The organism is Streptomyces sp. NA04227, assembly GCF_013364195.1.
Lineage (GTDB): Bacteria > Actinomycetota > Actinomycetes > Streptomycetales > Streptomycetaceae > Streptomyces.
In genome coordinates this window covers 7669078-7694517 of record NZ_CP054918.1, presented here as the reverse complement: position 1 = coordinate 7694517, position 25440 = coordinate 7669078, and the positions used below count along the sequence as shown (strand labels likewise).

General features: G+C 72.2%; 25 protein-coding genes and 1 pseudogene. 11 read left to right on the top strand and 15 right to left on the bottom strand.

What is annotated here, in order from left to right:
* Positions 1-621: an L-threonylcarbamoyladenylate synthase gene (locus HUT18_RS32395; protein WP_176104061.1), complete on the bottom strand. Its 621-nt coding sequence runs from the start codon at positions 619-621 to the stop codon at positions 1-3.
* Between the two features lie 95 nt (positions 622-716).
* Here HUT18_RS32395 and HUT18_RS32390 point away from each other — a divergent pair, with 95 nt between their 5' ends.
* Both HUT18_RS32390 and HUT18_RS32385 read left to right on the top strand, forming a co-directional pair.
* A complete protein-coding gene (locus tag HUT18_RS32390; protein ID WP_176104060.1) occupies positions 717-1193 on the top strand; it encodes a DUF6153 family protein in 477 nt (158 codons plus the stop codon).
* A gap of 304 nt (positions 1194-1497) precedes the next feature.
* Positions 1498-2121, top strand: a complete 624-nt coding sequence (locus HUT18_RS32385; protein WP_254879129.1) for a DUF305 domain-containing protein — start codon at positions 1498-1500, stop codon at positions 2119-2121.
* Between the two features lie 84 nt (positions 2122-2205).
* Here HUT18_RS32385 and HUT18_RS32380 read toward each other — a convergent pair whose 3' ends face one another.
* The 3 genes from HUT18_RS32380 to HUT18_RS34395 form a co-directional block, all read right to left on the bottom strand.
* The gene (locus HUT18_RS32380) at positions 2206-2748 is read right to left on the bottom strand and encodes a DapH/DapD/GlmU-related protein (RefSeq protein WP_176104058.1); all 543 of its coding nucleotides are present in this window, start codon (positions 2746-2748) and stop codon (positions 2206-2208) included.
* Between the two features lie 146 nt (positions 2749-2894).
* Positions 2895-3905 carry a TauD/TfdA family dioxygenase gene (locus tag HUT18_RS32375; protein ID WP_176104057.1) on the bottom strand — a complete coding sequence of 337 codons (1011 nt, stop codon included), beginning with the start codon at positions 3903-3905 and terminating at the stop codon, positions 2895-2897.
* 277 nt (positions 3906-4182) lie between these two features.
* A complete protein-coding gene (locus tag HUT18_RS34395) occupies positions 4183-4263 on the bottom strand; it encodes a putative leader peptide (protein ID WP_368661578.1) in 81 nt (26 codons plus the stop codon).
* Between the two features lie 195 nt (positions 4264-4458).
* On the opposite strand from HUT18_RS34395, the gene HUT18_RS32370 reads away from it, so the two are divergent.
* Complete coding sequence (locus HUT18_RS32370) at positions 4459-5715, top strand: ROK family transcriptional regulator (RefSeq protein ID WP_176104056.1); 1257 nt, start codon at positions 4459-4461, stop codon at positions 5713-5715.
* Positions 5716-5755: 40 nt separating this feature from the next.
* Here HUT18_RS32370 and HUT18_RS32365 read toward each other — a convergent pair whose 3' ends face one another.
* Positions 5756-5941 (bottom strand): hypothetical protein, encoded by a 186-nt coding sequence (locus HUT18_RS32365; RefSeq protein ID WP_176104055.1) that lies wholly within the window; start codon positions 5939-5941, stop codon positions 5756-5758.
* 304 nt (positions 5942-6245) lie between these two features.
* On the opposite strand from HUT18_RS32365, the gene HUT18_RS32360 reads away from it, so the two are divergent.
* Positions 6246-7889: a GMC oxidoreductase gene (locus HUT18_RS32360; protein ID WP_176104054.1), complete on the top strand. Its 1644-nt coding sequence runs from the start codon at positions 6246-6248 to the stop codon at positions 7887-7889.
* Positions 7890-7995: 106 nt separating this feature from the next.
* Here the strand turns inward: HUT18_RS32360 and HUT18_RS32355 are convergent, their stop codons facing one another.
* On the bottom strand, positions 7996-8631 hold the full coding sequence (locus tag HUT18_RS32355; protein WP_176104053.1) for a response regulator transcription factor: 636 nt from the start codon (positions 8629-8631) through the stop codon (positions 7996-7998).
* The gene (locus HUT18_RS32350; protein ID WP_176104052.1) at positions 8628-9845 is read right to left on the bottom strand and encodes a sensor histidine kinase; all 1218 of its coding nucleotides are present in this window, start codon (positions 9843-9845) and stop codon (positions 8628-8630) included. The genes HUT18_RS32355 and HUT18_RS32350 overlap by 4 nt, the downstream gene beginning before the upstream one ends.
* Before the next feature lie 321 nt (positions 9846-10166).
* Between HUT18_RS32350 and HUT18_RS32345 the strand changes: the two genes are divergently transcribed.
* The 3 genes from HUT18_RS32345 (at position 10167) to HUT18_RS32335 (ending at position 12595) form a co-directional block, all read left to right on the top strand.
* Positions 10167-10727, top strand: a complete 561-nt coding sequence (locus HUT18_RS32345; RefSeq protein WP_176104051.1) for a heme-binding protein — start codon at positions 10167-10169, stop codon at positions 10725-10727.
* Between the two features lie 126 nt (positions 10728-10853).
* Positions 10854-11450 carry an ankyrin repeat domain-containing protein gene (locus tag HUT18_RS32340; protein ID WP_176104050.1) on the top strand — a complete coding sequence of 199 codons (597 nt, stop codon included), beginning with the start codon at positions 10854-10856 and terminating at the stop codon, positions 11448-11450.
* Positions 11451-11467: 17 nt separating this feature from the next.
* Positions 11468-12595: a YncE family protein gene (locus HUT18_RS32335; RefSeq protein WP_176104049.1), complete on the top strand. Its 1128-nt coding sequence runs from the start codon at positions 11468-11470 to the stop codon at positions 12593-12595.
* On the opposite strand, the gene HUT18_RS32330 is transcribed toward HUT18_RS32335, so the two are convergent.
* Positions 12592-13494, bottom strand: coding sequence for an alpha/beta hydrolase (locus tag HUT18_RS32330; RefSeq protein ID WP_176104048.1), 903 nt, complete (start codon positions 13492-13494; stop codon positions 12592-12594). The two genes, HUT18_RS32335 and HUT18_RS32330, sit on opposite strands and share 4 nt — an antisense overlap.
* A 95-nt stretch (positions 13495-13589) precedes the next feature.
* Here HUT18_RS32330 and HUT18_RS32325 point away from each other — a divergent pair, with 95 nt between their 5' ends.
* Positions 13590-14624: a helix-turn-helix domain-containing protein gene (locus HUT18_RS32325; protein ID WP_176104047.1), complete on the top strand. Its 1035-nt coding sequence runs from the start codon at positions 13590-13592 to the stop codon at positions 14622-14624.
* A 111-nt stretch (positions 14625-14735) separates the two neighbouring features.
* On the opposite strand, the gene HUT18_RS32320 is transcribed toward HUT18_RS32325, so the two are convergent.
* The 5 genes and pseudogenes from HUT18_RS32320 to HUT18_RS34390 all read right to left on the bottom strand — a co-directional run bounded on the left by HUT18_RS32320 (position 14736) and on the right by HUT18_RS34390 (position 18767).
* Entirely contained in the window at positions 14736-15878 is a 1143-nt protein-coding gene (locus tag HUT18_RS32320) for an LLM class flavin-dependent oxidoreductase (RefSeq protein WP_176104046.1), read from the bottom strand.
* Between the two features lie 38 nt (positions 15879-15916).
* Entirely contained in the window at positions 15917-17101 is a 1185-nt protein-coding gene (locus tag HUT18_RS32315; protein WP_176104045.1) for an SfnB family sulfur acquisition oxidoreductase, read from the bottom strand.
* A gap of 2 nt (positions 17102-17103) precedes the next feature.
* A complete protein-coding gene (gene ssuE / locus HUT18_RS32310; RefSeq protein WP_176104044.1) occupies positions 17104-17658 on the bottom strand; it encodes an NADPH-dependent FMN reductase in 555 nt (184 codons plus the stop codon).
* A gap of 282 nt (positions 17659-17940) precedes the next feature.
* Positions 17941-18476: pseudogene (locus HUT18_RS32305) on the bottom strand (LLM class flavin-dependent oxidoreductase); the annotation flags it as partial.
* A gap of 207 nt (positions 18477-18683) precedes the next feature.
* Positions 18684-18767 carry a putative leader peptide gene (locus HUT18_RS34390; protein ID WP_368661577.1) on the bottom strand — a complete coding sequence of 28 codons (84 nt, stop codon included), beginning with the start codon at positions 18765-18767 and terminating at the stop codon, positions 18684-18686.
* Positions 18768-18904: 137 nt separating this feature from the next.
* Here HUT18_RS34390 and HUT18_RS32300 point away from each other — a divergent pair, with 137 nt between their 5' ends.
* Complete coding sequence (locus HUT18_RS32300; RefSeq protein WP_176104043.1) at positions 18905-19840, top strand: LysR family transcriptional regulator; 936 nt, start codon at positions 18905-18907, stop codon at positions 19838-19840.
* 219 nt (positions 19841-20059) lie between these two features.
* On the opposite strand, the gene HUT18_RS32295 is transcribed toward HUT18_RS32300, so the two are convergent.
* Positions 20060-21670 carry an alpha/beta hydrolase gene (locus tag HUT18_RS32295; protein ID WP_254878901.1) on the bottom strand — a complete coding sequence of 537 codons (1611 nt, stop codon included), beginning with the start codon at positions 21668-21670 and terminating at the stop codon, positions 20060-20062.
* Between the two features lie 492 nt (positions 21671-22162).
* On the opposite strand from HUT18_RS32295, the gene HUT18_RS32290 reads away from it, so the two are divergent.
* Both HUT18_RS32290 and HUT18_RS32285 read left to right on the top strand, forming a co-directional pair.
* The gene (locus HUT18_RS32290) at positions 22163-22882 is read left to right on the top strand and encodes a response regulator transcription factor (RefSeq protein WP_303246568.1); all 720 of its coding nucleotides are present in this window, start codon (positions 22163-22165) and stop codon (positions 22880-22882) included.
* The gene (locus tag HUT18_RS32285; protein ID WP_176104041.1) at positions 22879-24063 is read left to right on the top strand and encodes a sensor histidine kinase; all 1185 of its coding nucleotides are present in this window, start codon (positions 22879-22881) and stop codon (positions 24061-24063) included. The genes HUT18_RS32290 and HUT18_RS32285 overlap by 4 nt, the downstream gene beginning before the upstream one ends.
* Positions 24064-24232: 169 nt before the next feature.
* On the opposite strand, the gene HUT18_RS32280 is transcribed toward HUT18_RS32285, so the two are convergent.
* Complete coding sequence (locus HUT18_RS32280; protein WP_176104040.1) at positions 24233-25387, bottom strand: hypothetical protein; 1155 nt, start codon at positions 25385-25387, stop codon at positions 24233-24235.
* Between the last annotated feature and the right edge of the window lie 53 nt (positions 25388-25440).

Sequence of the window (25440 nt, the reverse complement as noted above, 5' to 3'; positions counted from 1 at the left end):
CTACTCGAACCGCGAGGTGTCCCCCGCGCCTCGGCGGATGATCTCCGCCTCGCCGCCGGAGAAGTCGATGACGGTGGTCGGCTCGACGCCGCAGTCCCCCGAGTCGAGCACCGCGTCCACGACGTGGTCGAGGCGTTCCTTGATCTCCCAGCCCTGGGTGAGCGGCTCGTCCTCGCCGGGGAGCAACAGAGTGCTGGACACCAGCGGCTCCCCGAGCTCGGCGAGCAGCGCCTGGGTCACGACGTGGTCGGGGATGCGTACGCCCACCGTCTTCTTCTTCGGGTGCGGCAGTTGGCGGGGCACTTCCTTCGTGGCGGGCAGGATGAAGGTGTAACTGCCGGGCGTGGCCGCCTTGATGGCGCGGAACACGTCGTTGTCGATCTGCACGAACTGGCCGAGTTGCGCGAAGTTCTCGCACACCAGGGTGAAGTGGTGGCGGTCGTCCAGGTTCCGGATCGTCCGGATCCGGTTCACGCCGTCACGGCTGCCGAGCTGGCAGCCGAGCGCGAAGCACGAGTCCGTCGGATACGCGATGAGCGCGCCCGAGCGGATGCTGTCGGCCACGGTGCCGATGGTGCGCTGCTGGGGGTTCTCGGGGTGCACGTCGAAATACTTCGCCATCCGCCGAGAGTACGCGATGCCGGGTATCTTCCCCGGCCGAACCGTCAAGCGGGCGGCCCGACCGAGCCCCCGGCGAGGGACCGTACGATGGCCGTATGTCGCGTGCACCGAAGCCGTCGAAGGGCCGCCCGAGCGGGCGCTCCCTGACGCTGTTGGTGCTCGCCGTCCTGGCCGGTCTGCTGGCCATGCACGGCCTGGGACCTGGACCTGGACCTGGTCCGGTGGCCACGCCGCCCGCGGCCGCCGCCGGGCAGCACGGCGCGCAGGGGGCCGCCCACCACGCGATGGCCGACCCGGGCTCCCCCACCGGCGCGCAGGACGCGCGTCCCGGTGTGGACGCGCAGCGGGCCGACGCGGACTGTTCGCACACCGAGGGCGGTACGGGTCACCTCGCCCACGCCGACGCCATGTGCGCGGCCACCGGTGTCGGTACGTCCTATGCGCCGCCCGCGCTCGCGGCCTCCTGCGACGGCGTACCCGCGCTGTCCGCGTCGTCCGGCCGGGCCACCGACTCGGCCGAGCACGGCCGTGCGCCGCCCGATCTCTCGGAACTCCAGCTCCTGCGGATATAGGACCGCCCGCACGGCTTCTCCGCCCCAGCACCCCGGTACCGCGTACCGCCGGACTGCTGCGGGGCGTTCGAGGGTGGCCGTGCTCCGCGCGTTCCCTTTCCCGTATCCGCCGCGTTTCGCGTTTCGCGTTTCCCGCATGTGCCGCGTTGCGCGCATCCGCGATTCCGCATGCCCATTCAGGGCTGCGCAGCAAGGAGTTGGCATCACCATGCACCAGCACATTTCCCGTGTACGCAGGTCCGTGACCGCCCGTCGTTCGGTGAACGCCCGCAGGTCGGTGGCCGTCCGCAGGTCCGCCGCGGCGATGGCCGTGGGCGCGGCCGTCCTCGTACTGGCCGCCTGTGGTTCCGAGGACGACGGCTCGGCCGGACACGAGGGCCACGGCGCGAAGCCGAGCGCCTCGTCCTCGGCCTCGTCCGCACCGTCGTCCGCGGCGAAGGGGCGGCACAACGACGCCGACGCCGCCTTCGCGACCGGCATGATCCCGCACCACCGTCAGGCCGTGGAGATGGCCGCCCTCGCGCCCTCGCGCGCCCGGTCCGCCGAGGTGAAGCAGTTGGCCGCGGACATCAAGAAGGCGCAGGAACCGGAGATCCGGACGCTGTCCGGATGGCTGAGGTCCTGGGGCAAGCCGGTGCCCGCGGAGGGCGCCATGGACCACTCCTCGCACGGCGGGGCGGACGGGCCGGGCGGCATGAGCGGAATGATGACGCCCGAGGAGATGGCGAAGCTGGAGAAGGCCTCCGGCGCGGCCTTCGACACGGCCTTCATGGAGCTGATGATCAAGCATCACGAGGGAGCGGTGTCGATGGCGAAGACGGAGCAGGCCGACGGCTCCTACCCCGCCGCCCAGAAGATGGCGGGCGCCATCATCACCTCCCAGTCCGCCGAGATCGCCGAGATGAACCGGCTCCTCGGCAGGAACTGACCCGGTAACGGGCCGGGCGGGAGCGGCAGTTGATCGACTGGCGCTCCCGCCCCTGCCCAGCCCTGCCCTGCCCTGCGGGGGGTGTCACCACCGTCGGTGCACGGTGGCTTTGGTGCCGGTCACCAGGCTTGCCGGCGGAACGTCGTCGGCCACGACCGCTCCGGCGGCGACCACGGCGTCACGGCCGATGCTGACGCCGGGCAGGATCGTGGCACCGGCACCGATCCACACGTTCTCCGCCACGTCGATGGGCGCGCCGGTGAGGTACAACTTCCGCTCCTCGGGGTCGACCGGGTGGCCGCTGGTGATGAACGTGACCTTCGGACCGACCATGACCCGCTCACCGAGCCGGATGCCCGCGTAGTCCAGGAAAGTGCAGTTCTGGTTGATGAACACACGCTCGGCAAGGTCGAGATGGAGGCCGTGGTCGGTGTAGAAGGGCGGATAGATCGTCACTCTCGGCGGCAGCGGCTTACCGAGGATCTGTTCGAGCAGTTCCGCCTTGCCCACTTCGTCCTCGAAGGGCAGGACGTTCAGGCGGGAGGTGAGCTCGGTGACCCGCAGGACTCTCTCGGCCATGGCCTGGAACTCGGGACTGTGGATGCGCATGAGACGGTCGCTGGACATGCCACGACCCTCTCCGGAGTGCCGGTGACCGGGCAAGCCGCGACCGGGCGCTGGTGGAACTCGCACCTCAACTACCGCTGCCCCACTGGCCAGTTGGCTGCCACCGCCCGCCGCGACGTCAGCCGGGCGGGCGGTGGCGGTGTGGCTCAGCCCTCCGCGACGGTGCCGTCGGTGGAGGCGCCCGAGGCGATGCCGTACCCGGGTTCGGGCACCGACTCCGGACTGAGCAGCACCGAGCGGCGGCCGTCCACGCCGACGGGCACGTCACCGTCGACAGTGACGCGGCGCAGGGTGCGCTCGTGGTCGTCGGAGTCGTCCACGCCGTAGTGCTGGGTGGCGCGGTTGTCCCAGATGGCCACGTCGCCCGCGCGCCACTGCCAGCGGGCGACGTTCTCGGGGCGCTCGACGTGGGACTGGAGGACGTCGATCAGCGCACGCGAGTCGCGGCCGTTGAAGCCACTGAGCTTCTGCACGAAGTTGCCGAGTACAAGGGCGCGTTCACCGGTCTCGGGGTGTACGCGCACCACCGGGTGCTCGGTGCGGAACTTGACCGCGGTGAACACCTTGCGGTGCTGTTCCAGGGCCTCGGTGGGGGCGTCCGGGCGAGTGGCCGCGTAGTCGTAGTCGTTGGTGTGTACGGCGCGCAGGCTGTCGGCGAGCACCCGCAGCGGCTCGGGGAGTCCGGCGTACGCGGCGGCCGTGTTGGACCAGAGGGTGTTTCCGCCGTAGGGCGGGATCACCTCGGCGCGCAGGATGGAGAAGGCCGGGTAGGCGGGTACGAAGGTGACATCGGTGTGCCACTGGTTGGCGCGGCCGCCGTGCTCGTTGTCGATGCCGAGGGCGTAACGGCCGTCCACCGAGGGGACGGTGGGGTGCGCGACGGGCTCGCCGAGCAGCCTTCCGAACGCCTCGTGGCTCTGGCCGTCCAGGTGGTGCTGGTCGCGGAAGAAGACGACCTTGTGCGCGAGCGCCGCGGCACGGATCGCCGCGACGGTGGCCTTGTCCAGGTCCCCGCCGAGCCGCACGCCGGAGATCACGGCGCCGATGCGGCCGCCGAGCCTCTCCACGGTGAGCGGGGCGTTCGGGGTCGCCGAGGTGTCCAGGGTGTCCGGGGCCTCCGAGACGGGTGCGGGCGTGGCGGTCGTGGTGGTGGTCATGACGGGATCCCTTCGCGGGGTGGCAGGTGAGACGGGTGATGTACGTGCAGCGGGTGGTTAGTTGCTGTCGGAGCGGAAGCAATTCGGTGCAGGTGAGGCCGTGTTGCGTGCCGTGTGTGCGGCGAGCCGAGTCCTGCGGGCGCGGAACGAACAGGCCAGGAGGGGCAGTTGAGTCGTGCCTACGGGGTGCGTGCGTTCCGCAGGGGGCGACTGCCGGTGCCGTGCGACGGCACGGGCCTGTCGTGGTGGTGTCCGGGTACGAGTGAGCCGCCGCCGGTCAGCGGCGCGGACACGCGGCCGAGGCGAGACGGCCCAGGTCGACGTGGGGCCGCGTCACGAGAGGAGTCGTCGCGGTCATGTCGTGGAGCATGGCCAGTCGGACGGGAGCCGGTCAAGGGGGCCCCGGACCGTTTCACGACCCCGCAACACGCCCGACAGATTCACCGTGGTTCTCACCACCCTGCTCGCCAAATCCGCTGCGGGCACGGCATGTTGGACCCCCGCGCCCCGACCACCCGTCGCGGTCGCCCTCCCCCGCGCAGGAAGGAATGCCATGCCCACCGCGCTTCCGCCCGGCACGCCGGACACGCGGGCGCCCGGTGCCCGCACGTCCGGTGACGGCCGCCGGGAGACCAACGCCGCCTCCGTACTGCGTACCGTGCTCGACCACGGGCCGGTGGCCCGCAGCGGTATCGCGCGGCTGTCAGGGCTGAGCCCGGCCGCGGTCTCCCGGCAGTGCACCGAACTGGCCCGGCTCGGCCTGGTGCGCGAGGTGCCCTCACTCGTCGCCCCGGGCGGGGTGGGCAGGCCGCAGATACCGGTGGACCTGCACACCGGGCAGCGTGAAGGACCCCGGGTCGCGGGCGTGCACATCGGGGTGCCCCAGTCGACGTTCTGTCTGACGGATCTGCGCGGCCGGGTCCTGGCACGGCACACCTTCCCGCACGAGGGGATCGGCTCCGCCGCGCTTCCGGCCGAAGTGGGCCGGGCGCTGGCCGCGTTCCTCGCCGCGCACGCACCCGGCGGCGACCGGCTCCTCGGGGTCGGCGCGGCGATCGGCGGCTGGGTCGACCCCGAATCCGGCACTGTCGTACGGCACGACGCCCTCGGCTGGCACCACCAGCCGCTCGGTGCCGAACTGCGTCGCCACACCGGGCTGCCGGTCCGTATCGACAACCACGCGCGCGCCGTCGCCCAGTCCGAGCTGCTCTTCGGCAGGCCCGCCGCCCGGCGCTCCCTGCTGCATCTGTTCGTGGGCAATGTGGTGGACGCGGCGCTCGCCATCGCCGAGGTCGTGCACAGCGGGCCGGGTGCGGGCGCCGGTGAGGTGGCCCATCTGCCGGTTTTGGACAGCGGCGTCGCCTGTGCGTGCGGGCGTACGGGCTGCCTGGAGGCGACCGTGTCCGACACCCGGCTCGGCCGGCGGGCCGCCGAGCGGGGCATCGTGCCCGAGCCCAGTGCCGCCCTGCTCGTGGACGCGGCGGAGGCCGGTGACCCGCGGGCGGACGAGCTGCTGCGCGAACGAGCCCGGGAGGTGGGCCGAGCGACGGGGCTGCTGCTCGATGTGTTCAACCCCGACCTGGTGGTGATCACCGAACAGTCGAGCCTGCTCGACCCGGTGTACCTGGAGGAGATCCGGGCCGCCGCGACCGGTCACTCGCACGTCTGCGACGACCCGGAACGCATCGTGATCCCCCACGCCGGACCAGAGGCACTCCTTGTCGCGGCCGTCACGATCTTGCTGAACCCCCTGTTCAGGAGCCCTTTGCAAGCCCTCGGCAGTACCGGCGCAACGTTCTCGTCGGGCTGAGGAGCCGTCTTGGCGCGTGGGGCAAACAGACCCCTCTGCCCTACCTGCGGGCCACCTTCCCCGAGACCTTGATCCACGCCCCGGGCCCGTAGGCCACCTCGATCTCCGGCATCCCGCCGTGCTGGTTGGCCCAGACGATCAGGGTGCCGCTGCCGTGGATCTCGTACATGTACTGCACCGTGTCGCCGTCGTCCCGGCGCTCCTCGACACCACCGGTCTCGGACATCCCCGTAGAGCCAGGCATCATCCATATAACCGACATACGTCCACCGTACGCCGCCCGGCCCGCCCGCCCGAGTGCCCGGATCCGCGAGCGTCGTACCGGGGCGAGGAACGGCCGAAGCGCTCCCGGCCCCTGTGCATGTGCCGCCCCGCGAAAGGCAGTTGACCCTCGACCCGCGACTCGGCCCGCCCGTCCCGTCGAACGCCGTTCCGGTGGGTGAATCACCTGCCGACCCGCCCTCCGCCGCCCCCGCGACATGCGAGCAATAGGACAAACATCCCGCGGGTCGAAGGAGAAGGCACAGCACATGAAGGGCACCACCACGGAGGGCTCCGGGTCCACCGGCACATCGCGTCGACGGTTCATCGCAGGCGCTTCCGCACTGGCCGGAGCCGCGGCCTGGGCGGGCAGGACCGCCACGGCTCCGGCGCGGGCCGCAACCGCGCGCGGCCCGGTCGAGGACGGCGCGCGCGTTGCGGCACTGGTGATCGGCAGCGGATACGGAGGGTGTGTGGCCGCGCTGCGCCTGGCGCAGGCCGGGGTCGACGTCCACCTGATCGAGAAGGGCATGTCCTGGGACACCCCGGGGCCCGACGGCAGGATCTTCTGCGGAACGCTGGACCCGGACCACCGCTCGTACTGGCTGCGCACCCGCACCCGACAGCCCGTCAGCAGCTTCCTCGGCCTCCCCGTCGACCGGCCGGTCCCCCGGTACACCGGTGTCCTGGACGCCGAGGACATGGGTGGGATCACCGTCTACCAGGGGCGCGGACTCGGCGGCGGTTCGCTGGTCAACGGCGGTATGGCGGTCACGCCCGCACGCGAGAACTTCGGCGCGGTCCTGCCGTCGGTGGACGCCGAGGAGATGTACCGCCGCTACTACCCCCGGGCCAACGCCGCGCTGGGCGTCGCCACCGTCGACCGGGACTGGTTCGAGACCGCGGAGTGCTACCGGTACGCCAGGCTCGGCCGGGAGCAGGCCGAGCGCGCGGGACTGCGGTCGGTCTTCGTGCCGAACGTGTACGACTGGGAGTACATGGAGCGGGAGGCCGAGCGGACCGCGCCCCGCTCGGCGCTCGCCGGTGAGGTCCTCTACGGCAACAACCACGGCAAGAAGTCCTTGCAGCGGACGTACCTCGCCAGGATCCGGGAGACCGGCAGGGTCACCGTCTCGCCGCTGCACGAGGTCGTCTCGGTCTCCCCCGCGCGCGACGGCGGTTACACGGTCGTCGTCCACCGCACCGACACCGGCGGCGTGGTCAGGGCCACCAAGACCGTGACCGCGGACAAGGTGTTCTTCGCCGCCGGGAGCGTCGGTACGAGCAAGCTGCTGACCCGGCTGAGGGCGACCGGCGCGCTGCCCCGGCTGAGCGACGAGGTCGGCCGGGGCTGGGGTGACAACGGAAACATCATGTGCGCCCGCGCCAATCACCTGTGGACCCGTACGGGCACACTGCAGTCCACCATCCCGGCGACCGGGATCGACAACTGGACGGCGGGCGGCGCCTTCGGCGAGGTGGTGCCGCTGCCCACCGGAATCGAGACGCACGCCTCGCTCTATCTGTCGATCACCCGGAACCCGCATCGCGCCGAGTTCTCCTGGAACCCCAGGTCGGGCCGGGTCGAACTGAACTGGCGGCGTGCCTGGAAACGGCCCGCCGTGGAGCTGGCCAGGACCATCTACGACCGGATCAACACCCGGGAGGGCACCGGTTACCGGTACGACCTCTTCGGCGCGCGCGGGGCCTGGGGCGACCACCTCACGTACCACCCGCTGGGCGGCGTCGTCCTGAACAGGGCCACCGACAACTACGGGCGCCTGCGCGGCTACGCCGGTCTGTACGTCATCGACGGCTCGCTCATTCCGGGCAACACCACGGTGAACCCGTTCGTCACGATCACGGCACTCGCCGAGCGGAACATCGAGGCGATCGTCGCGAACGACCTGTAGTCGACTGTCAGTTCGGCGACGGACCGGCCCCGCGACCCTGCGGTGTCCCGGTCCTCGTCCCCGCTCCGCTCCCGGTCCCGAACCCTCTCCTGCGGCTTCCGGACAGTCATGGCAGCAGCCGTTGCTCCTTCGCCACCGCCACCGCGCCGGTGCGGGTGTCGACGCCGAGTTTTTCGTAGATACGGCGCAGGTGGGTCTTGACGGTGGTCTCGCCGATGAAGAGAGCCTTGGCGATGTCGCGGTTGTTCAGGCCCTGGGCGAGCTGGGCGAGGATGTCGAGTTCGCGGTCGGTCAGGGTGGGGCGGGGGCGGCGCAGGTTGGCCATCACGCGGCTCGCGACCGGAGCGGAAAGGGTGGTGCGGCCCTCGGCGGCGGCGTGAATGGCGGCGAACAGTTCCTCGGGGCGTTCGGCCTTCAGGAGGTAGCCGGTGGCGCCCGCCTCGATGGCACGGGTGACGTCGGCGTCGGTGTCGTACGTGGTGAGAACGAGAACACGGGGACCCTCGCCGGGGACGGCGGCGAGGCGGCGCGTGGTCTCGACACCGTCGATGCCCTGGCCGAGTTGCAGGTCCATCAGGACCACGTCGGGGTGGTGCCTGGCGGCGAGCGCGAGCGCCTCCTCGCCGGTGCCGGCCTCCGCGACGACGTCGACGTCCGGAGCGCTGTCCAGCAGGGCCAGCAGACCGGCCCGCACGATCACGTGGTCGTCGCAGAGCAGGACTCGTACCGGTGGGGCGTTCACTGTGGCTGCTCCAGGGGGATCGCGGCGGTCAGGACGGTGCCTTCGCCGGGCGCCGAGTCGATGGTGAGGGTGCCGCCGAGCTGGCGGAGCCGGGCGTTGATCGCCGGGATGCCGTGTCCGCGGACGGCTGTGGAGGGACGGGCCGCCCGGTCGAAGCCTCGGCCGTCGTCGGCGACGTCCAGGACCGCCTCGTCCTCCAGCGTGGTGAGGGTGAGGGTCGCGGTCGTCGCCTGCGCGTGCTCACGTACGTTCGCCAGGGCGCCCTGGGCGATGCGCAGCAGGGCGGACTGCACCCGGTCGGGCAGCGGGACGCCGGTGTGGTCGTCGATGTGGACCCGGACGGTGAGCGCGGCGTCGCTCTCCCGGGAGGCGAGGGTGCGCAGAGCCTCGGGCAGGCCGCTGCCCTCGGCCAGGTCGGCGGGGGCCAGGTCGTGGACGAAGCGGCGGGCCTCGGCGAGGTTGTGATCGGCGATCGTCGCGGCAGTCCGGATGTGGCCGTGGGCCTTGACCGGGTCGGCGTCCCAGACGCGCGTCGCGGCCTGCAGGAGCATCCGCTGGCTCGACAGGCCCTGCGCGAGGGTGTCGTGGATCTCCATGGACAGGCGCTGCCGCTCGGTGAGGACGCCCGCCCGTCGCTCGGTGGCGGCGAGCTCCCGGCGGGTGCGGATCAGGTCGTCGATCAGTGACCGCTGACGTACGGCCAGCCGCTGGAGCCGGGCGAAGACCGCCGTGGCGAAGGCGACGACGGCGGCCGGGCCGACCACGAGGTCCAGGTCGAAGCGGCCGGCCAGGGTGAGCTGTGCGGTGATCGCGAAGAGGGTGAGGACGGCGATCAGGGCGAACGCGGCCGACAGGGGCAGGGTGTGCAGCGTGACGTAGATGAGCGGGACCGCGACCCAGGCGAAGCTCGGCGCCTGGCTCACCAGCGCCGCCCACACCGCGACCAGCGGGACCAGGACCGCCAGGTGACCGGCGGGCGGCCAGGACACCGGAAGCTGCGGGGCCGTGAGGGGTCGCAGCCGGGAGATGGCCACGTACAGCACGGCGAGGAGCAAGGCGAGGACGATCACCGCGGGCAGGTTGGCGTTGCTGCCGTGCCGCTGTACGAAGCGCACGGTGGCGGCGGCGAGCAGCACGACGAACGTCGCGTGGACGACGTACGCCAGCCTGCCGGCGTCCGGGTCGCCGGTCGGCAGCTGCCCTCTCGCGTCCACCGCGTACCGCCTTCGCTCCCGATTGGCCCGGGCCTGTCGGCCGCCCTGCGGGTCGCCGCGCGCCCCTCGCGGGGGTCCGGGCGGTTGCCCCCATGCAGGGTTCCACTCTCCCGGTTCGGTCGGCCCATGGGGTCGTCCGATCGGACGACCCCGGCGTCGCCCGTCCGGGCCGCCGGGACCGTCCGGTACGACGAGGGGTGCGGCGGGTTCGTCCCGCCAGGATGGATCTCGGAGCGGGACGGCGACGGCCCAGCCACCGACCCACGGGTGATCCGCCCGCTCCGGCACCCCTGCCACGCCCCGATCCCATGGAGCTGACCCATGCAGCAGAAGCTGTCGAAGCGCGCCCGCGTCCTCACCGGCGGCACCCTCGCCGCCGCCCTCGCGATCGGTGGCGTCGGCGCCTGGTCCGCGAGCGCGGCCGGCCCCGAGTCGGCTCCGGCCGCTGCCGCGCCCGCCAAGCCGGCGGACGAGAACACCACCGAGCGCACCCGCCTGACCATCGACGCCGCCACCGACGCCGCCCGGGCCGCCATGAACGCGGCGGCGAAGGAGAACCAGCGCGTCTCGGTGGCCGTGGTCGACCGCGACGGCAATACGATCGTCACCCTGCGCGGCGACGGCGCGGGACCGCAGTCGTACGAGGCCGCCGAGGAGAAGGCGTTCACCGCCGTCTCCTGGAACGCCCCGACCTCCGAGCTGACCAAGCGCCTCGACGACGCCCCGACACTGAAGGACATTCCGGGCACGCTCTTCCTCGGCGGCGGCGCTCCGGTCGCGTCCGAGGGCGCGCCGATCGCCGGAATCGGTGTCGCGGGTGCGCCCTCCGGCGACCTGGACGAGAAGTTCGCGCAGGCGGGCGTCGCCTCGCTGACCAAGTGACCACCCGCCGGGAGCCGCCGAGAGGCGTTCCCGGCCCCACGTCCCGGCGGCATTCGCGTTCCCCCTCTCCCGTACCGGGTGCCGCTGGTCCAGGCCATAGCCGCCGATCCCGAGGAGTGACCTGCCGTGAACACTGTCGATGCCGCCCTGCTGGAGGCCGCGGCCGCCGGTGACGCCCCAGCCGTGCGTGCCGCGCTCGACGCCGGTGGCGGGGTGGAGGCGCGGGACGCGCACCGCCGCACGCCGCTGCTGCTCACCTCGCTCGGAGACCATGTCGCGGCGGCCGGACTCCTCGTCGCCGCCGGTGCCGATCCGAACGCCCAGGACGACCGCGGCGACAGCGCCTGGCTGGTCACCGGCGTCACGGGCAGTGTCGCCATGCTGCGCGCCTTGTTGCCCGCGAGCCCCGACATGACAGTGACCAACCGCTTCGGAGGCGTATCGCTGATCCCGGCGGCCGAGCGGGGCCACGTGGACTACGTACGGGCGGTGCTCCGCGAAACCGACATGGACGTCGACCATGTCAACCGCCTCGGCTGGACGGCCCTCCTGGAGGCGGTGATCCTCGGCGACGGCGGCCTCCCCCACCAGGAGATCGTCGAACTGCTCCTGACGGCCGGAGCCACCGTGGACCTCCCCGACGGCGACGGGGTCACCGCCCTGGAACACGCCGAGCGGCGCGGCTTTTCGGAGATCGCGGGCCTGCTGAGGGCCGTGCGGTGAGGCCGACTCGGAGCCGGGTGACGCGGGCGACGCTCGTGGCAGCCGCGGCGCTCGTCGCCGGAGGCTGCGTCACCCGGGCCGACGGCGCGGACGGCAACGCCTCACCCGCCCCGGCCAGGTCGGCCACCGCCCCCGTCCCCACCCCCGAGGGCAGGTCGCCCGAAGGGACCCTCCTGGTGGCCGACTTCGGCGCCGACACGGTCACGTTCGTCGCCCCCGACCGGGGCGCCTTCGACTCCGTGAAGGTCGGCACCGCCCCCTACGGTCTCGTCGTCGGCCGGGACGGCCGGGCCTGGGTCGCCACGGCCGAGGGTGTCGCCGTCGTCGACACGTCCGCGCGCAAGCGCATCGCAGTCGTCCCGTACGAGTCGGAGGGCATCGGTGAGCCGACGCACGGCGAGTACCGGGGCGGCGGCATGGGCATCGCCCTCGGGCCCGACGGCCGCCGGGCGTACGTCGGTGTCAACCACCCGGGCAAAAACGGCGCGTTGGAAGTCGTCGACACCGGCACGCTGAAGGTCGCGGGCACCGCCGAGGTCGGCCGCCGCCCGTTCGACGTGGATGTCTCCGAGGACGGCGGCGAGGTGTACGCCACCGGCCACGACTCCTTCGATGTCACGGTCGTGGCCACCGATTCCCTGGACACCCGCCGCATCGAGGTGGCCCCGTACGGCACCCGAGGCGGCCTCGGCTCCTGGCTCAAGCCGCACTACGCCGCGGTACGCCCGGCGGACGGGAAACTGCTGCTGCCCTTCGAAGGGGAGCGGCTGGTCGTCCTGGACCCGCTGACAGGCGAGTCCCACACCGAGGAGATGACCGCCAACACACACCAGCACGGTGTGACGATCACCGGGGACGGCACGCTGCTGGCGGTGGGCACGGGCCCCATCGACCCGGCCGAGGACGAGTCGCCGTCGCTGACCGTCCGCGCCCCGGGCGGCGAGGAGAAGGTCATCCCCCTCACGGGACCGCATGAGGATGTCGCCGTCAGCCCGGACGGCGCGACCGCGTATGTGACCGGAGGCTTCACCCGCGACGGCTACTGGAACGGCATCACCGTCGTCGACCTCGACTCCGGTGGGAGTCGTCGACTGACGGCGGGTGAACGGCCGTTGGGCATCGCGCTGGTATTCGGAGAGCACTAGGCGAGGGCGCGGCGCAGCACCGCGTAGATCTCCGCGTGCTGCCGCTGGGACACCTCAGCGGTCAGGATCGCCTGCGAGCCGTGAAACGTACCGGCCCACTGATGGAGTTCCACCGAAACGCCCGCCTCGAGGAGGCGCTGCGCGTAGGCGATGTTCTCGTCGCGGTTCGGACAGAACTCCGCGGCGGCTATGTAGGCGGGCGGCAGGCCGGACAGATCGGTGGCCCGGGCCGGGGCGGCGTACTGCGTGGCGGTGGCCGGGCCCAGGTAGTGCCGCCACGCAGCGGCCACCTTGTCGCTGTTCATCCAGGGCGTGTCCGTGAAGTTCCGTACCGACCACGTCTGTTGACGGTCGTCGAGCCCCGGCTGGTTGAGCAGTTGGAAGCAGATCGCCGGGCCCTGCTCGTCTCGTGCCCGCAGTGCCACCCCGGCCGCGAGACCGCCGCCCGCGCTGTGGCCCCCGACCGCGATCCGGTCCGGGTCGATCCCGAGTTCGGCCGCGTACTCGGCGGTCCAGTTCAGTACGGCGTAGGCGTCGTCCAGCGCCGCGGGGAACGGATTCTCGGGCGCCAGGCGGTAGTTCACCGAGATCACCACCGCGCCGGAGCCGGTCGCGATCCGGGCCGCCCACGGATGCTCGGTCTCCAGGTTGCCCATGACCCATCCGCCGCCGTGCAGCCATATGAGGGCACCCCGCGGTTCGGGCGACTCGCGCGGACGGTAGATCCTTACCGCCACCTCGGGATCGGCGGGCACCGTACGGTCCTCGATGTCCAGGCCGGTGGTGTCGGGTGACGGTACGGAGGCGGCCAGTTGGGCGAAGTTGTCGCGCTGGGTGATGGGGTCGGTGAGGTCGGCGCGAGGGAACAGCGGGACGAATGCTTCGAGTTCGGGGTCCATGGCGACCATCCTCGGTGCCGCGGCCGCGCGGATCATCCGACGCCCGTCGGGTATCCCGCCCGCCGCGTCCGCCGGGCGGCGCCTATCCTCCCCTCATGGAGGCCCTGGCCGAACGACTCTCCCGACTGGATTCCCAAGTCGAAGGCGCGATCCGCGTCGTGATGTTCTACGACACCCTGATGCGGCGACGGGTGGATCTGCCCGCGCTCGCCCGCGCCTCCGCGGGCCTGGCCGAGTGCGTGGCGGGGATCCGGCTGCACAGCACCGGGCGGGTCCTGCGGCTGCGTCCCGACGGCACCGAGGCGGCCGCGCCGCCCGGGGACGCGTCCAGCACCGTGCCGATCACTCTGGACGAGGAGGAGATCGGCACCGTCTGGCTGGAACGGCCCGGCCGACCCAGTCCGCTCGACGAGGTGCTGCTGGACCGGCTGGCCCTCGCGGTGGCGGGAGTCGTCGAACGGTACGGCCCCGCCCGTACCACCATGGCGGACCCCGCCCTCGTCGAACTGGCGGTCAGCTCCGAGAGCGACGAGGCGGCCCGGGCCCGCGCCCTGCGGCTGTTGGGCTTCGCCGTCGGCCTGCCGGTCCATGTCGTCGCGGTACGTTCGCCGCTTCCGCTCGACCGGGTGGGCAGCCTGATCTGCCCCGCCCGCCCGGTGAAGGCGGCGCCCCTCGCCGAGGTGGGGGTCATCCTGGCCACCACCGTGGACCGGACCCGGTTCCCCGCGGACGTACGCGCCGGGATCGGCAGCAGCCACAGCCCCGAGTTGTCCTGGCGGGAGGCCCGTACCGCCTTGCGCTTCACCAGCCCACGCGAACCGGTCGTCGGATACGGCGACTTGGGCGCGCTGGCGCTGCTCGCGGAGGTGCCCGAGGACCTCGTCCGCGAGAACAGGGACCTGGCCGCCATCGGGCGCCTGGCCGCCGGAGCCGACGATCTCGACACCCTGGACGCCTATTGCGTCACGGGCTCGCTGCGCAGGGCCGCCGAACTGCTGCATCTGCACCACAGCAGCGTCGCCCGCCGCCTCGACCACATCGGTAGGGCCCTGGGCATGGAACTCACCGAGCCCGCCGGGCTGATGAGGGCCCGGCTGGCCCTCACCTCCTGGCGCCTGCTCGACGGCTGAGCGGGTCCGTCGGGACCGCTCGGCCCGCCGAGGCCGCGAACACGGGTGTGGGCGTGGCCCGGGCGGGGTTCGGGGAGCGGAGTCACCGTAGCCCCGAACCGGCGGGCCCGTTCATCCCGCGAAGGGCACCCGGGCCGCCGAGGCCGCCCGCGATCCGGACGGGTGCTGCCACAGACCCTCGGCGGCGAGCCTCGGCAGCACGCCCTCGCCGAACCAGTACGCCTCCTCCAGGTGCGGATAGCCGGAGAGGACGAACTCCTCGATGCCGACGGCCGCGTACTCCTTGATCAGACCGGCGACCTCCTTGTGGCTGCCGACCAGCGCGGTCCCGGCGCCGCCGCGGACCAGCCCGATCCCGGCCCAGAGGTGGGGGTGGATCTCCAGGCCGTCCCGGCTGCCGCCGTGCAGGGCCAGCATCCGCCGCTGGCCCTCGGACTCGCTGCGGGCGAGGCCTTCCTGTACGGACTTCACGGTCGCGGGGTCGAAGCCCGCGAGCAGCCGGTCCGCCTCCGCCCAGGCCTGTGCCGCGGTGTCGCGGGTGATGACGTGCAGCCGTACGCCGAAGCGGACGGTGCGGCCCTCCTTCTCGGCGAGGGTACGGATCCACTCGATCTTCTCGGCCACCTGGGCGGGCGGCTCGCCCCAGGTGAGATACACGTCGACGTGCTTCGCGGCGATCTCGCCCGCGATCGGCGACGAGCCGCCGAAGTACACCTCGGGCACCGGGTCGGGCAACCGGGCCAGCCTGGCGTCCTCCACATGGAGGTGCTCCCCGGCCAGATCGACCGTCCCGCCCGACCACAACCCCCGTACGATCTTCAGGAATTCGCCGGTGCGCCGGTAGCGCGCTTCCTTGTCCAGGAAGTCGCCGTAGGCGCGCTGCTCGTGGCTCTCGCCGCCGGTCACGACGTTGAGGAGCAGCCGTCCCCCGGTCTGCCGCTGGAAGGTGTCGGCCATCTGCGCGGCGAGCGTCGGCGAGACGAAGCCGGGCCGGAAGGCGACCAGGAACTTCAGGCGCTCGGTGTGCTGGCTGACCATGGCCGTGGTCAGCCAGGCGTCCTCGCACCAGGCACCGGTGGGAGTGAGCGCCCCGACGAAGCCGAGGTCCTCGGCGGCGCGGGCGATCTGGCTCAGATAGGCGACCGTCGGCGGCCGGTCCCGTCCCGAGGCGGTGACGTGCGTGCCGTGGCCGCCTCCGACGACGTGCCGACTGTCGCCGTTGGTGGGCAGGAACCAGTGGAAGGTGAGGGACACGAGGGTCTCCGTTCGGGAGTGTCCGGGGGTTGTTCGGTTCAGAGCAGGCCGTGGCGGGGCGGCCGGGTGCCGTTGAGTACGTACCGGCCGATGTGCTGGATCTTCCAGCGGGCCGGGTCGTGCAGGGTGTGCGTACGGGCGTCGCGCCAATACCGGTGCAGATTCAGGGCGTTGCGCGCCGAACGGGTGCCGGACACTTCGAAGAGCGCGCTCGCCACCTCCACCGCGGCCCTGGCCGCCCCCACCTTCGCGGCGGCCACCGCGATCGATGCCTCGGCCGCCGAGTCGTCGGTGAGGTGAGCCTGTGCCGCGTCCACCGCACGGGCGGCCTCGCGCAGCAGCGCCTCCGACGCCCTTGTGTCCAGGGCCAGTTCACCGAACCGCTGGATCAACAAGGGGTCCTCGGCGGCCGTTTCGACGCCGCTCTCGAACCAGGGACGACTCTTCGTCCGGACGAACTCCGCCGCCTCGGCGAGTGCCGCTCCTGCGATGCCGGCGTCGATGGCGGCATGGAGCAACTCGGCCACCGCACCGTGGAGTTGGGGTCCTTCGAAGGTGAGATGATGGGGCAGGACACGGTCGGCCGGTACGGAGACGGCGTCCAGCCGGACGGTGCCGCTCGCGGTCGTCCGCTGGCCGAGGCCGTCCCAGTCGTCGACGACGGTGACGCCGGGGGCGTCGCGCGGCACATACGCGACGTGCAGCGCTTCGTCCTCGGTGCGGGCCAGCACCGGGATCCAGTCGGCGAACAGGGTACCAGTGGAGTAGTGCTTGACCCCGTCCAGTACGTACGAGCCGTCCGGCCGTGCCGTCAGCCGGGTGCGGATGTCCTGGACGTGCCGGGTGCCCGCCTCGGACTGGGCGTTGCCGAATCGGCGGCCCGCGAGCAGCTCGGCGAAGAAGAACTTCCGTTGCTCCGGGGTGCCTTGGCGCCGGATCACATTGACGTAGACGAAGTGGCTCTGGGGGATCTGGGCGATGCTGCTGTCGGCCGAGGCGAGCAGCCGGAAGATCTCCGCCAGGGTCAGGGCGCTCACGTCCGCTCCCCCGTGCTCGGCGGGAACGGTGACGGCGAGCAGTCCGGAGGCGGAGAGCCGGTCCAACTCCCGGAGCGGCAGCCTGCGTTCGGCGTCCCGTCGGCCCGCTTCGGCACGGAACTCCGCTGCGAGGGCGGCGGCCACGGTCAGGGCCTCGGCCTCGTCGGCGATGACATGGGCGGTCACGGTCAGCCCGCCGCGGCCAGGACGGGCCGGTACCCGAGGGCGGCCGAGAACCGGTCGACGACCTGCCCGAGGGCCTCACCGGCGGCCGGCGCGAGGGTCAGCGACCCGTCCTCGTGCACGGTGATGTCCTTGTCGAGCGTGAACCAGCCCGGCACCACATGGTCCGCGCCCATCGAGCCGAGCACCGGGCGCAGGGCGTAGTCGATCGCGAGGACGTGGGCGACGGTGCCGCCGGTGGCCAGCGGCAGCACGGTCTTTCCGGCGAGGGCGTACTGCGGCAGCAGGTCGAGAAGCGCCTTGAGGACTCCGGAGTACGACGCCTTGTAGACGGGGGTGCCGACGACGACACCGTCGGCGCGGGCGACGAGCTCGGTCGCCTCGACGATCGCCGGATGCCCGAAGTCCGCGCCGAGCAGCGCCTCGGCCGGGATGGTGCGGACGTCGAGCGGGACGACCTCGTGGCCCTGTGCGGTCAGGCGCCGGTCGAGATGCCGGAGCAGCCGGTTGGTACGCGAGGAGGCGGAGGGACTGCCGGAGACGGACAGGACGGTGGCCATGCGGTCCTCTTTCGGGAGGAGGGCGGCTCCGCGCGGGAGCCGCCGCGGGGGCGGGGACGGTCTCAAGTACCGGGTGGGGTCGGGTGGTTCGGGGGCGGGGGCTCGGCGCCGGCGGTTGGGTGGCGAACCGCCGGTGCTCGGCGCGGAAGGAGTCGCCCGGAAGGAGTCGCGCGGACGGAACGAGCCGGTTCAGACGTGGGCGGACGTGGAAGCCGCGCTCACGCCCGAGGCCGCGCCCCTCTCCGCGTCGGCGTCGGCGTCGACGTCTGCCTCCGGGCCCGTTTCCGGGAGTTGCGCCTCCAGTTCGCGTACGAGCGGCAGTACGCGCCGCCCGAAGTACTCGACCTCTTCGTGGTAGTGCAGGAAGCCGAGGAGGAGCAGGTCGACGCCGAGCTTCTTGTTGGCGACGATGCTCCCCCAGCGCTGAATGCCTGGGCGGTGCCCCCATGGCGATCTGCTCCGGAGTGCCGATCAGGCCGGTGCGGAAGCCGTCGTTGTACTGCACGAGGTCTTCGAAGGTGGAGTCCTGCGCCGGGGTGCCACAGGCCCGGATGGACGGCGGCGATGACCTTCAGCCGCTGGGTGGCGAGCAGCAGGGCGAGGCTGAAGCTGGTCGACTCGTGCTGGTACTCGGCACCGTAACTGGCCATGTAGCGGACCTGGCTGAGCGCGTACTCGAAGCCGTTGTTCTCGGCGAGGACAGCGAGTTCGCGGTTGTATTCGTAGCCCCAGTCGGTGCGTTGCTCGATGGTGCTGGTGACGAGTCCCCCGCTAACGTTGGGGACCCAGTAGGCGAATTTCAGGGGTGCTGCGGGCATGTGGAACTCCTGCGGCGAATGGTTCGGGGATTGCGAGAACGCCCCGCGTCGAAAGGACCGGGGAAACGGTGGAATGCGCGGCGCTGTCCGATGCCGGGGACTGCGCGGGCGACGGGATACCTGCTCTGCGGCAAAGGGCTGCCGTAGAGCGGAGGAACGCGGCGGACCGGGAAGGTCAGGGCCCGGGAGGGGGCAGGACCGGGAGGGTCAGGCCGCGGTGCGACAGGAGGCGCTGGAGACACGTGCCAGGTCGACGTGGCGTCGCCGGGTGAGGTCCAGTCGCTTCTGCATGTTCTCGATGGTCGCAGTCGTCGGCGAAAGACGTCAAGGAAAACCCGACCGGTCTCACATCACGGATCATTGATTTTCACGAACGCGTAACAGGGAAACCCTTGAACGCCCTTCGGAATCAAGCGCATTGTGCTGTCGTGCGGACAGAACAACTGGAATACATAGCCGCGGTGACACGACTCGGTTCACTGCGCCGCGCCGCCGAGGAAATGCGCCTTTCGCAGCCCGCGTTGAGCGAGACGGTGCGCAACCTGGAACGCGAACTGGGCGTCGATCTCCTGGAGCGAAAGCGCTCCGGCGCCACGATGAGCGCGGAGGGCCGCGAACTCCTGCCGCACATCGTGCGTGTCCTGGAGGCGGTGGACCGGCTGCGGGCCGCGGCGGGCGAACAGCACCGGATCAGCCGTATGGTGCGCGTCGGCACGGTGAACGCGGCGACGGTACCTCTTCTCGTCCCGGTGGTACGACGGTTCCGAACCAGCCATCCGGTCACCCAGGTCGAGGTGGTCGGCGCCCAGCAGACGGACATTCTGCGGGCCCTGTCCGAGGGCGGCTTCGACCTCGGCCTGGTGAACCACCTGGACGGGGACGACACTCCCACGGGCTTCGAGTCGACCCGGTTGCTGCACGGCCGTCCGGTGGTGTGCGTGCGCCCCGACAGCCCGCTCGCCGCCGGGCCGACGGTGTCGGTGTCCGACCTGCTCACCCAGCCGCTGATCGCGATGCGCGCCGGATACGTCATGCACCGCTATGTGCACCGGCTCCTCGACGGCCGCACCCCGTCGTTCTCGTACTCCACCGACGGCGCCGAGATGGGCAAGCTCATGGTGGCCGAGGGCCTGGGAGCGACGGTCCTGCCCGACTTCAGCGTGGTGGGCGACCCGCTGGAACGGCACGGCACCCTCACGTACCGCCCGATCGAGAACGACACGACCCGGGTGCTGCTGATGTTGCAGCGCCGCAGGGCCGAGTCCGTACCCCAGGCGGCGCAGGACCTGTACGAGGCATTCGTGCGCAGGGCACGGGAGTTGGGCGGTTCGCTGACGGAGCGGCGGACGCCGCCCGCGCCGTGACCGTAGCGGGGCGCGGCGGGCGAAGAGCGGGGCCTGCCGCTCGAAGGAGTCCTTTCGGTCCGCGGGCAACGGCGAGCTGGGGCGGCTGAGCAAGAGGGGCGTCCCCCCGTAGGAACGCCCCTCTGCTCGGCCCGGGCCCGGACTCCGCCACCGCACCGCTCACGGCGGCGGCGACACCGCGCCGTCGGCCCCGCTACTTCCGTCGCCGGAGCGCTTCGGTCACTTCGCCTGCTCCGGCTCCGGCAGCTCGTGCGGCTCGCACACGGTGTCCTCGGCGCCGGTCTCGCCCTTGAGGAGGTAGGCGTCGACCCGGTCGTTGATGCAGGAGTTGGTGCCGCCGGAGGTGCCGTGCGAGCCCGCGTCCTTCTCGGTGATCAGACGGGAGCCCTTGAGACGCTTGTGGAGTTCGACGGCGCCCTCGTACGGGGTGGCCGCGTCGCGCTCGGCCTGCAGGATCAGGGTGGCCGGGAGCTTCTTGCCGGGCTTGATGTCGAGCGGCTTGTTGTCGTGCTGGAGCGGCCAGTTGGCGCAGGGCAGGTTCATCCAGGTGTTGGACCAGGTCATGAACGGGTGCTCGGCGTGCAGCCGTTCGGAGTCCTTGTCCCACTGCTGCCAGTCGCCGGGCCACTGGGTGTCGTTGCACTCCACGGCGGTGTAGACGGCGTTGCCGTTCTCGTCCGAGGCGAGCTTCGCGGCATCGGACATGTCCGGGGCCGCGGCCTTCACCAGCGGCTGCTCGTCGCCCAGGGCGTACGCGGAGAGGGCCGCGGCCACCTTGGGCCAGACAGCGTCCGCGTAGGCGGCCTTCTGGAAGAAGCTGAGGAGTTCGGCCGGGCCCACCTTGCCGCCGAGCGGCTTCTCCTTGGCGGTGGTGCGCAGTTCGTCCCAGGCGGCCTGCACGTCGTCGGCGCTGTCGCCCAGTCCGTAGGCGTCGTTGTGCTCGGCGACCCAGTTCTTCCAGTCGTTCCAGCGGCCCTCGAAGGCCACGTCCTGGTCGAGGTTGGCCTGGTACCAGATCTTCTCGGGGGCCGGGTTGACGACGCTGTCCAGGATCATCCGGCGTACGTGACCGGGGAAGAGGTGGGCGTAGACCGCGCCCAGGTACGTCCCGTAGGAGACCCCCAGGTAGTTGAGCTTCTTCTCGCCGAGTGCCGCCCGGATGACGTCCAGGTCGCGTGCGGTGTTCTTGGTGGTCATGTGCGGGAGCAGGGCGCCGCCGCGCTCCTCGCAGCCCTCGGCGTACTCCTGCGCCAGCTTGCGCTGGGCCTGCTTGTCGGCCTCGTCGTCCGGTACCGGGTCGGGCTTGGGCGACTTGGCGTACTCCTTGGGGTCGACGCAGGAGATCGGGGCGGAGTGGCCGACGCCGCGCGGGTCGAAGCCGACGAAGTCGTAGGCGCGGGAGGTCTTGGCCCACACGCCGTCCTTGTCGGTGGCGCCGAGCGGGAAGTCGAGACCCGAGCCGCCGGGGCCGCCCGGGTTGTAGAGCAGGGAGCCCTGGTGCTCGCCCTTGCCGCCGCTGCTGCGCAGCCGGGAGACGGCCAGCTTGATGGTGTCGCCCCGCGGGTCCGCGTAGTCGACCGGGACGGTGACCCAGCCGCACTGCACCGGCGCCTTCAGACCCCAATCGGCCGGGCACTCCTGCCAGTTGACGCCCTCCTTGGCCGCCCGCGCCGCCGCGCCACGGACACCCTTGGTGGCCGTGTCGCTCTGGCGGGCGGCGGTGCCGTCGGCCGGCTCGGCCATGGCGGAGGGCACGGCTATGGCTCCCGCGACGACTGAGGCGGCGGCGAGTGCTGTCGCCGTGGCGAGGGCGGTCTTGCGTCGGGTCACGTGGAGGCTCCCTGAGTCCTGGCGCCACGGTGGGGGGTGGCACATCGCGAGCAATTCGTGAGGGGAAGCCTGCGGGCCGCGGCGTGGAATCAACAGATCTCCACCGGCAAATCCGACTTCGCGGGGCGAGGTCCACCCGGCGGGCTGCCCGGCCACCCCCGACCGGCGGGGAAAGCAGCCGACCGGCGGGTGGACAGGCGGGATGCGAACCACTAGAGGACGGCTGGCCGAGAGAGCCGAGAGAGGCTGGAGGCGGCCCGAAGCGGCAGGTCACGGGCGGGTCGGACGGAAAGAAAGGGCAGGAGGTTCACCGGTCGGGGCACATGTGAGATCTCAGACAGATCCACTGCCGGGTGTGGCCCGAGAGGGCCGGTCTCCCGCAATGTGGTCGCCAACCGTCATCACCGCGGCGTCCCTCGGTCACCCTCGCGGTGCCCGGCGCTCATCCCCGCGGTACCGCTCAGGCCTCCCCGCGCCGGAAGGAACCTCACCGTGCGCCCGACCACGCAATCCGCGCCGCCGCTGCGGGTGCTCGTCGTCGACGACGAGGGCCTCATCCGGTCGGGGCTCACCATGATCCTGGGCAGCGCCGGGGACATCGACGTGGTCGCCTCCTGCGAGGGCGGCCGGGCTCTGGCGGCGGTACGGGACCACCGGCCGGACGTGGTGCTCCTCGACATCCGGATGCCCGACGTCGACGGGCTGACCCTGCTGCGCCGCATCCGCCGCCTGCCGGAGCCGCCCGAGGTCGCCATGCTCACCACCTTCGACACCGACGAGTACCTCGGCGAGGCGCTCGCCCTGGGCGCGGGCGGCTTCCTGCTCAAGGACACCGACCCGGACCGGCTGATCCGTTCCGTACGGGCGCTCGCGACCGGCGCCGGATGCCTCTCGTCCTCGGTGGTGCGGCGGCTGCGCGACGGCGGACCCGCAGGCGCCGAGGAGCCGACGCCCTCGGCGCACGCGGTACGACGGCTGACCGGCCGCGAGCGCGAGGTGCTCACCCACATCGGGCACGGGCGGTCCAACGTGGAGATCGCGGCCCGTATGTTCTTCTCCGTCGCCACCGCGAAGGACGACGTCAGCGCCGTCCTGACCAAGCTCGGCGTGGCCAACCGGGTGCAGGCCGCGGTGATCGCCGAACGGGCCGGGCTCCTCGCGCCCGTCGAAGTGCCGTGTCCGCCCGCCGACCGTCGCGAGGGCGCCGGATGAGCGGCACTGCCGCCGACGGGACCGTACGGCACTGGTCGCGCACCGGCCGGATCGCGCGCCGACTGCGGGGCTGGCCCTGCGACCTCGCCGTCACGGCCCTGGCCGCGCTCGATGTCGCGTTCTCGGTGCCCTCGATGCAGCCGTGGCAGACCGTGCTCTCCTTCCTCGCGGCCGCGGGGCTTCTGCTGCGCCGCCGGTACCCGCGTCCGGTCCTGGCCCTGACACTGCCCGGCCTGTTCGCGGGAGTCGCGCTGCTCGCCGCGATCGTGGCGCTGGGCACGCTGGCCCGCCACCGTCGCTTCGACTGGCAGGTCAAGCTCGCCGTCGCCCTGGTCGTGGCGGGCAGCTTCGTGCCCTGGCCGCTCAGCAAGTTCGCCGAGACGCCGCCGGGCACCGTCACCCAATGGCTGCTCTACTCGCTGCTGCTGGGCGTCGGACCGGCCGTGGTCGGCCTGCTCGCCCAGACCCGGCAGGACCTGTCGGAACGCGTCGCCGAGCTCGCCACCCTGCGCGACCACGAGCGCGAACTCCACGCCCGTACCGTCCTGGCCCGCGAACACGCCCGGCTGGCCCGGGAGATGCACGACGTGATCTCGCACCGCGCGAGCCTGATGGCCGTCCAGGCCGGGGCGCTCGAAGTCACCACCCGCGACCCGCGGGTCAAGGAGACCGCGGGCACCCTGCGCACCCTGGCCACCGGGACGCTGGAGGAACTCCGCGGCATGATCGTGGTGCTGCGGGCGGCCGGTGCCGGACCGACCGCCCTGGCACCCCAGCCACGCCTTGCCGACCTGCCCGAACTCGTCGCCCAGTCCGGCACCGACACCCGCCTCACGGTCACCGGCGCGAACGGCCGCGGCCTCCCCGAGGCCGCCGAACGCACCGCCTACCGCATCGTCCAGGAAGCCCTCACCAACGCCCGCAAACACGCCCCGGGCGCGCCCTCCACGGTGACCGTCGACGTCGGCACCGACACCCTCCGCATGACGGTCCACAACGACGCCCCCGCCACCGGCGCCCTCCGCCCCGACCTGCCCGGAGGCGGCCACGGCATCCTCGGCCTGCGCGAACGCGCCGCCCTCCTTGGCGGCCACCTGAGCGCCGGTCCCACGCCGGAGGGGGGCTTCGTGGTGCGAGGCGAGGTGCCGTTGGCCGCGGGGGACGTCGCTGCCGGTCGGTGACGGGATGGACATCCCGGCCCGCGCGGCTGCGAGCTCACCAAGTGCGGTACGTACTACGTGAGTTGGGGCGTCGGCCGAGGCTTCGCGCGGGACGCTGGGCGCCGTCCGCCGCTGAGACGGAACCCATGCGTCACCGTTCGTCCTCCCGTCTTCCCGCCCTCCCGTCCTCTCAGCCGAATCGCAGGATGCGCGGGGCGAAGGTGCCGTCGGGAACGGTGGCGCGGCCGACCGACCACACCGATTCGGTGCCCGGCACCGGCGCCAGCCGCAGCAGCGAGGAGTCACCCTCCCCGGGCACCGCCGGTTCACTGTGCTCGGTGAACGACTGACCGTTCCAGGCGAGGAAGTCCGGCCCGGGGACGAGCTTGGACGTACCGCCCGAGGTGTCCCACTTCAGCGAGCGGGTCACCGAGACCCAGCCGAGACCGCCGGACGGGCCGGGCGTCAGTGAGTTGATGCCGCCGAAGTCGGTGGGCATGCTCACCCTGCTCCAGGTCTGTCCGTCCCAGCGGACAAGGAGCGGCGGGATCGGGCGGCCGGGCGGGCCGCCGATGAACCCGGCCGTGCCACCGGCCCACACCTCCGTCGGTGAGACCGCCACCACGCTGCCCACGGCCGACCTCGGGGCCCCGTCCACGATCGTCTGCTGCCACGCCTGCCCGTCCCAGTGCGACACCGCCGCCCCGCTACCGGTCTCGCCCGCCGCCCAGACGTCGTCGGCCGCCAGGACGTGCAGGCCGTACACCGATCCCGGCGGCACCGGCACGTCCCGCCAGTTGTTCCCGTCGCGGCGCAGCAGTGCCTGCGCGCCGCCCCGCGAACCGATCAGCCAGGTCTCGCCGCCGCCGGTGACGACCTTGGTCAGTACGACATCGCTCGGCGGCAGGTCCTCGGTCCAGGCGGTGCCGTCGAAGCGGAGCAGGTGGGAACCGCCCGCCGTGTCGCGACCGACCGCCCAGACCTCGGTGGGTGAGGTCGCGCCGATGGACAGCAACTCGCCCTGCCAGCCGATCCCGGTCAGGCTCTGGCGCTGCCACGCGGTTCCGTCCCAGCGCAGCACCATCGGGAAGCCCGGCGCCTCGCGGCCGACGGCCTCGGCACCCACCGCCCACGCCTGGTCCGGCCCGAGCGCCACGGCCTCGTTCAGCCCGGCTTGCGGGCGCACCTCCGCCGGGACCGGAACGTGTTGCCAGGACTGCGTGTGTGCCACAGCCGGGGGAACGTGCGCGCGTGCCGAAGCCGAGGGAATGTGCGTCTGTGCCGCGGCCGAGGGAATGAGGGTGATCGCGACGGCGAGCGCCGCGACGAGAAGTCGTCGTGCCATGGTCAGCCTCCCAGCCGCTCGCTCATCGGTACTTTCACGAGACCCCCCAGAGC

What these genes read in the sequence shown, in the direction of transcription:
- HUT18_RS32395 (WP_176104061.1), bottom strand. Translation starts at nt 621, where the DNA reads ATGGCGAAGTATTTCGACGTGCACCCCGAGAACCCCCAGCAGCGCACC.
- HUT18_RS32390 (WP_176104060.1), top strand. Translation starts at nt 717, where the DNA reads ATGTCGCGTGCACCGAAGCCGTCGAAGGGCCGCCCGAGCGGGCGCTCC.
- HUT18_RS32385 (WP_254879129.1), top strand. Translation starts at nt 1,498, where the DNA reads ATGGCCGTGGGCGCGGCCGTCCTCGTACTGGCCGCCTGTGGTTCCGAG.
- HUT18_RS32380 (WP_176104058.1), bottom strand. Translation starts at nt 2,748, where the DNA reads ATGTCCAGCGACCGTCTCATGCGCATCCACAGTCCCGAGTTCCAGGCC.
- HUT18_RS32375 (WP_176104057.1), bottom strand. Translation starts at nt 3,905, where the DNA reads ATGACCACCACCACGACCGCCACGCCCGCACCCGTCTCGGAGGCCCCG.
- HUT18_RS34395 (WP_368661578.1), bottom strand. Translation starts at nt 4,263, where the DNA reads ATGACCGCGACGACTCCTCTCGTGACGCGGCCCCACGTCGACCTGGGC.
- HUT18_RS32370 (WP_176104056.1), top strand. Translation starts at nt 4,459, where the DNA reads ATGCCCACCGCGCTTCCGCCCGGCACGCCGGACACGCGGGCGCCCGGT.
- HUT18_RS32365 (WP_176104055.1), bottom strand. Translation starts at nt 5,941, where the DNA reads ATGTCCGAGACCGGTGGTGTCGAGGAGCGCCGGGACGACGGCGACACG.
- HUT18_RS32360 (WP_176104054.1), top strand. Translation starts at nt 6,246, where the DNA reads ATGAAGGGCACCACCACGGAGGGCTCCGGGTCCACCGGCACATCGCGT.
- HUT18_RS32345 (WP_176104051.1), top strand. Translation starts at nt 10,167, where the DNA reads ATGCAGCAGAAGCTGTCGAAGCGCGCCCGCGTCCTCACCGGCGGCACC.
- HUT18_RS32330 (WP_176104048.1), bottom strand. Translation starts at nt 13,494, where the DNA reads ATGGACCCCGAACTCGAAGCATTCGTCCCGCTGTTCCCTCGCGCCGAC.
- HUT18_RS32325 (WP_176104047.1), top strand. Translation starts at nt 13,590, where the DNA reads ATGGAGGCCCTGGCCGAACGACTCTCCCGACTGGATTCCCAAGTCGAA.
- ssuE (WP_176104044.1), bottom strand. Translation starts at nt 17,658, where the DNA reads ATGGCCACCGTCCTGTCCGTCTCCGGCAGTCCCTCCGCCTCCTCGCGT.
- HUT18_RS34390 (WP_368661577.1), bottom strand. Translation starts at nt 18,767, where the DNA reads ATGCAGAAGCGACTGGACCTCACCCGGCGACGCCACGTCGACCTGGCA.
- HUT18_RS32285 (WP_176104041.1), top strand. Translation starts at nt 22,879, where the DNA reads ATGAGCGGCACTGCCGCCGACGGGACCGTACGGCACTGGTCGCGCACC.
- HUT18_RS32280 (WP_176104040.1), bottom strand. Translation starts at nt 25,387, where the DNA reads ATGGCACGACGACTTCTCGTCGCGGCGCTCGCCGTCGCGATCACCCTC.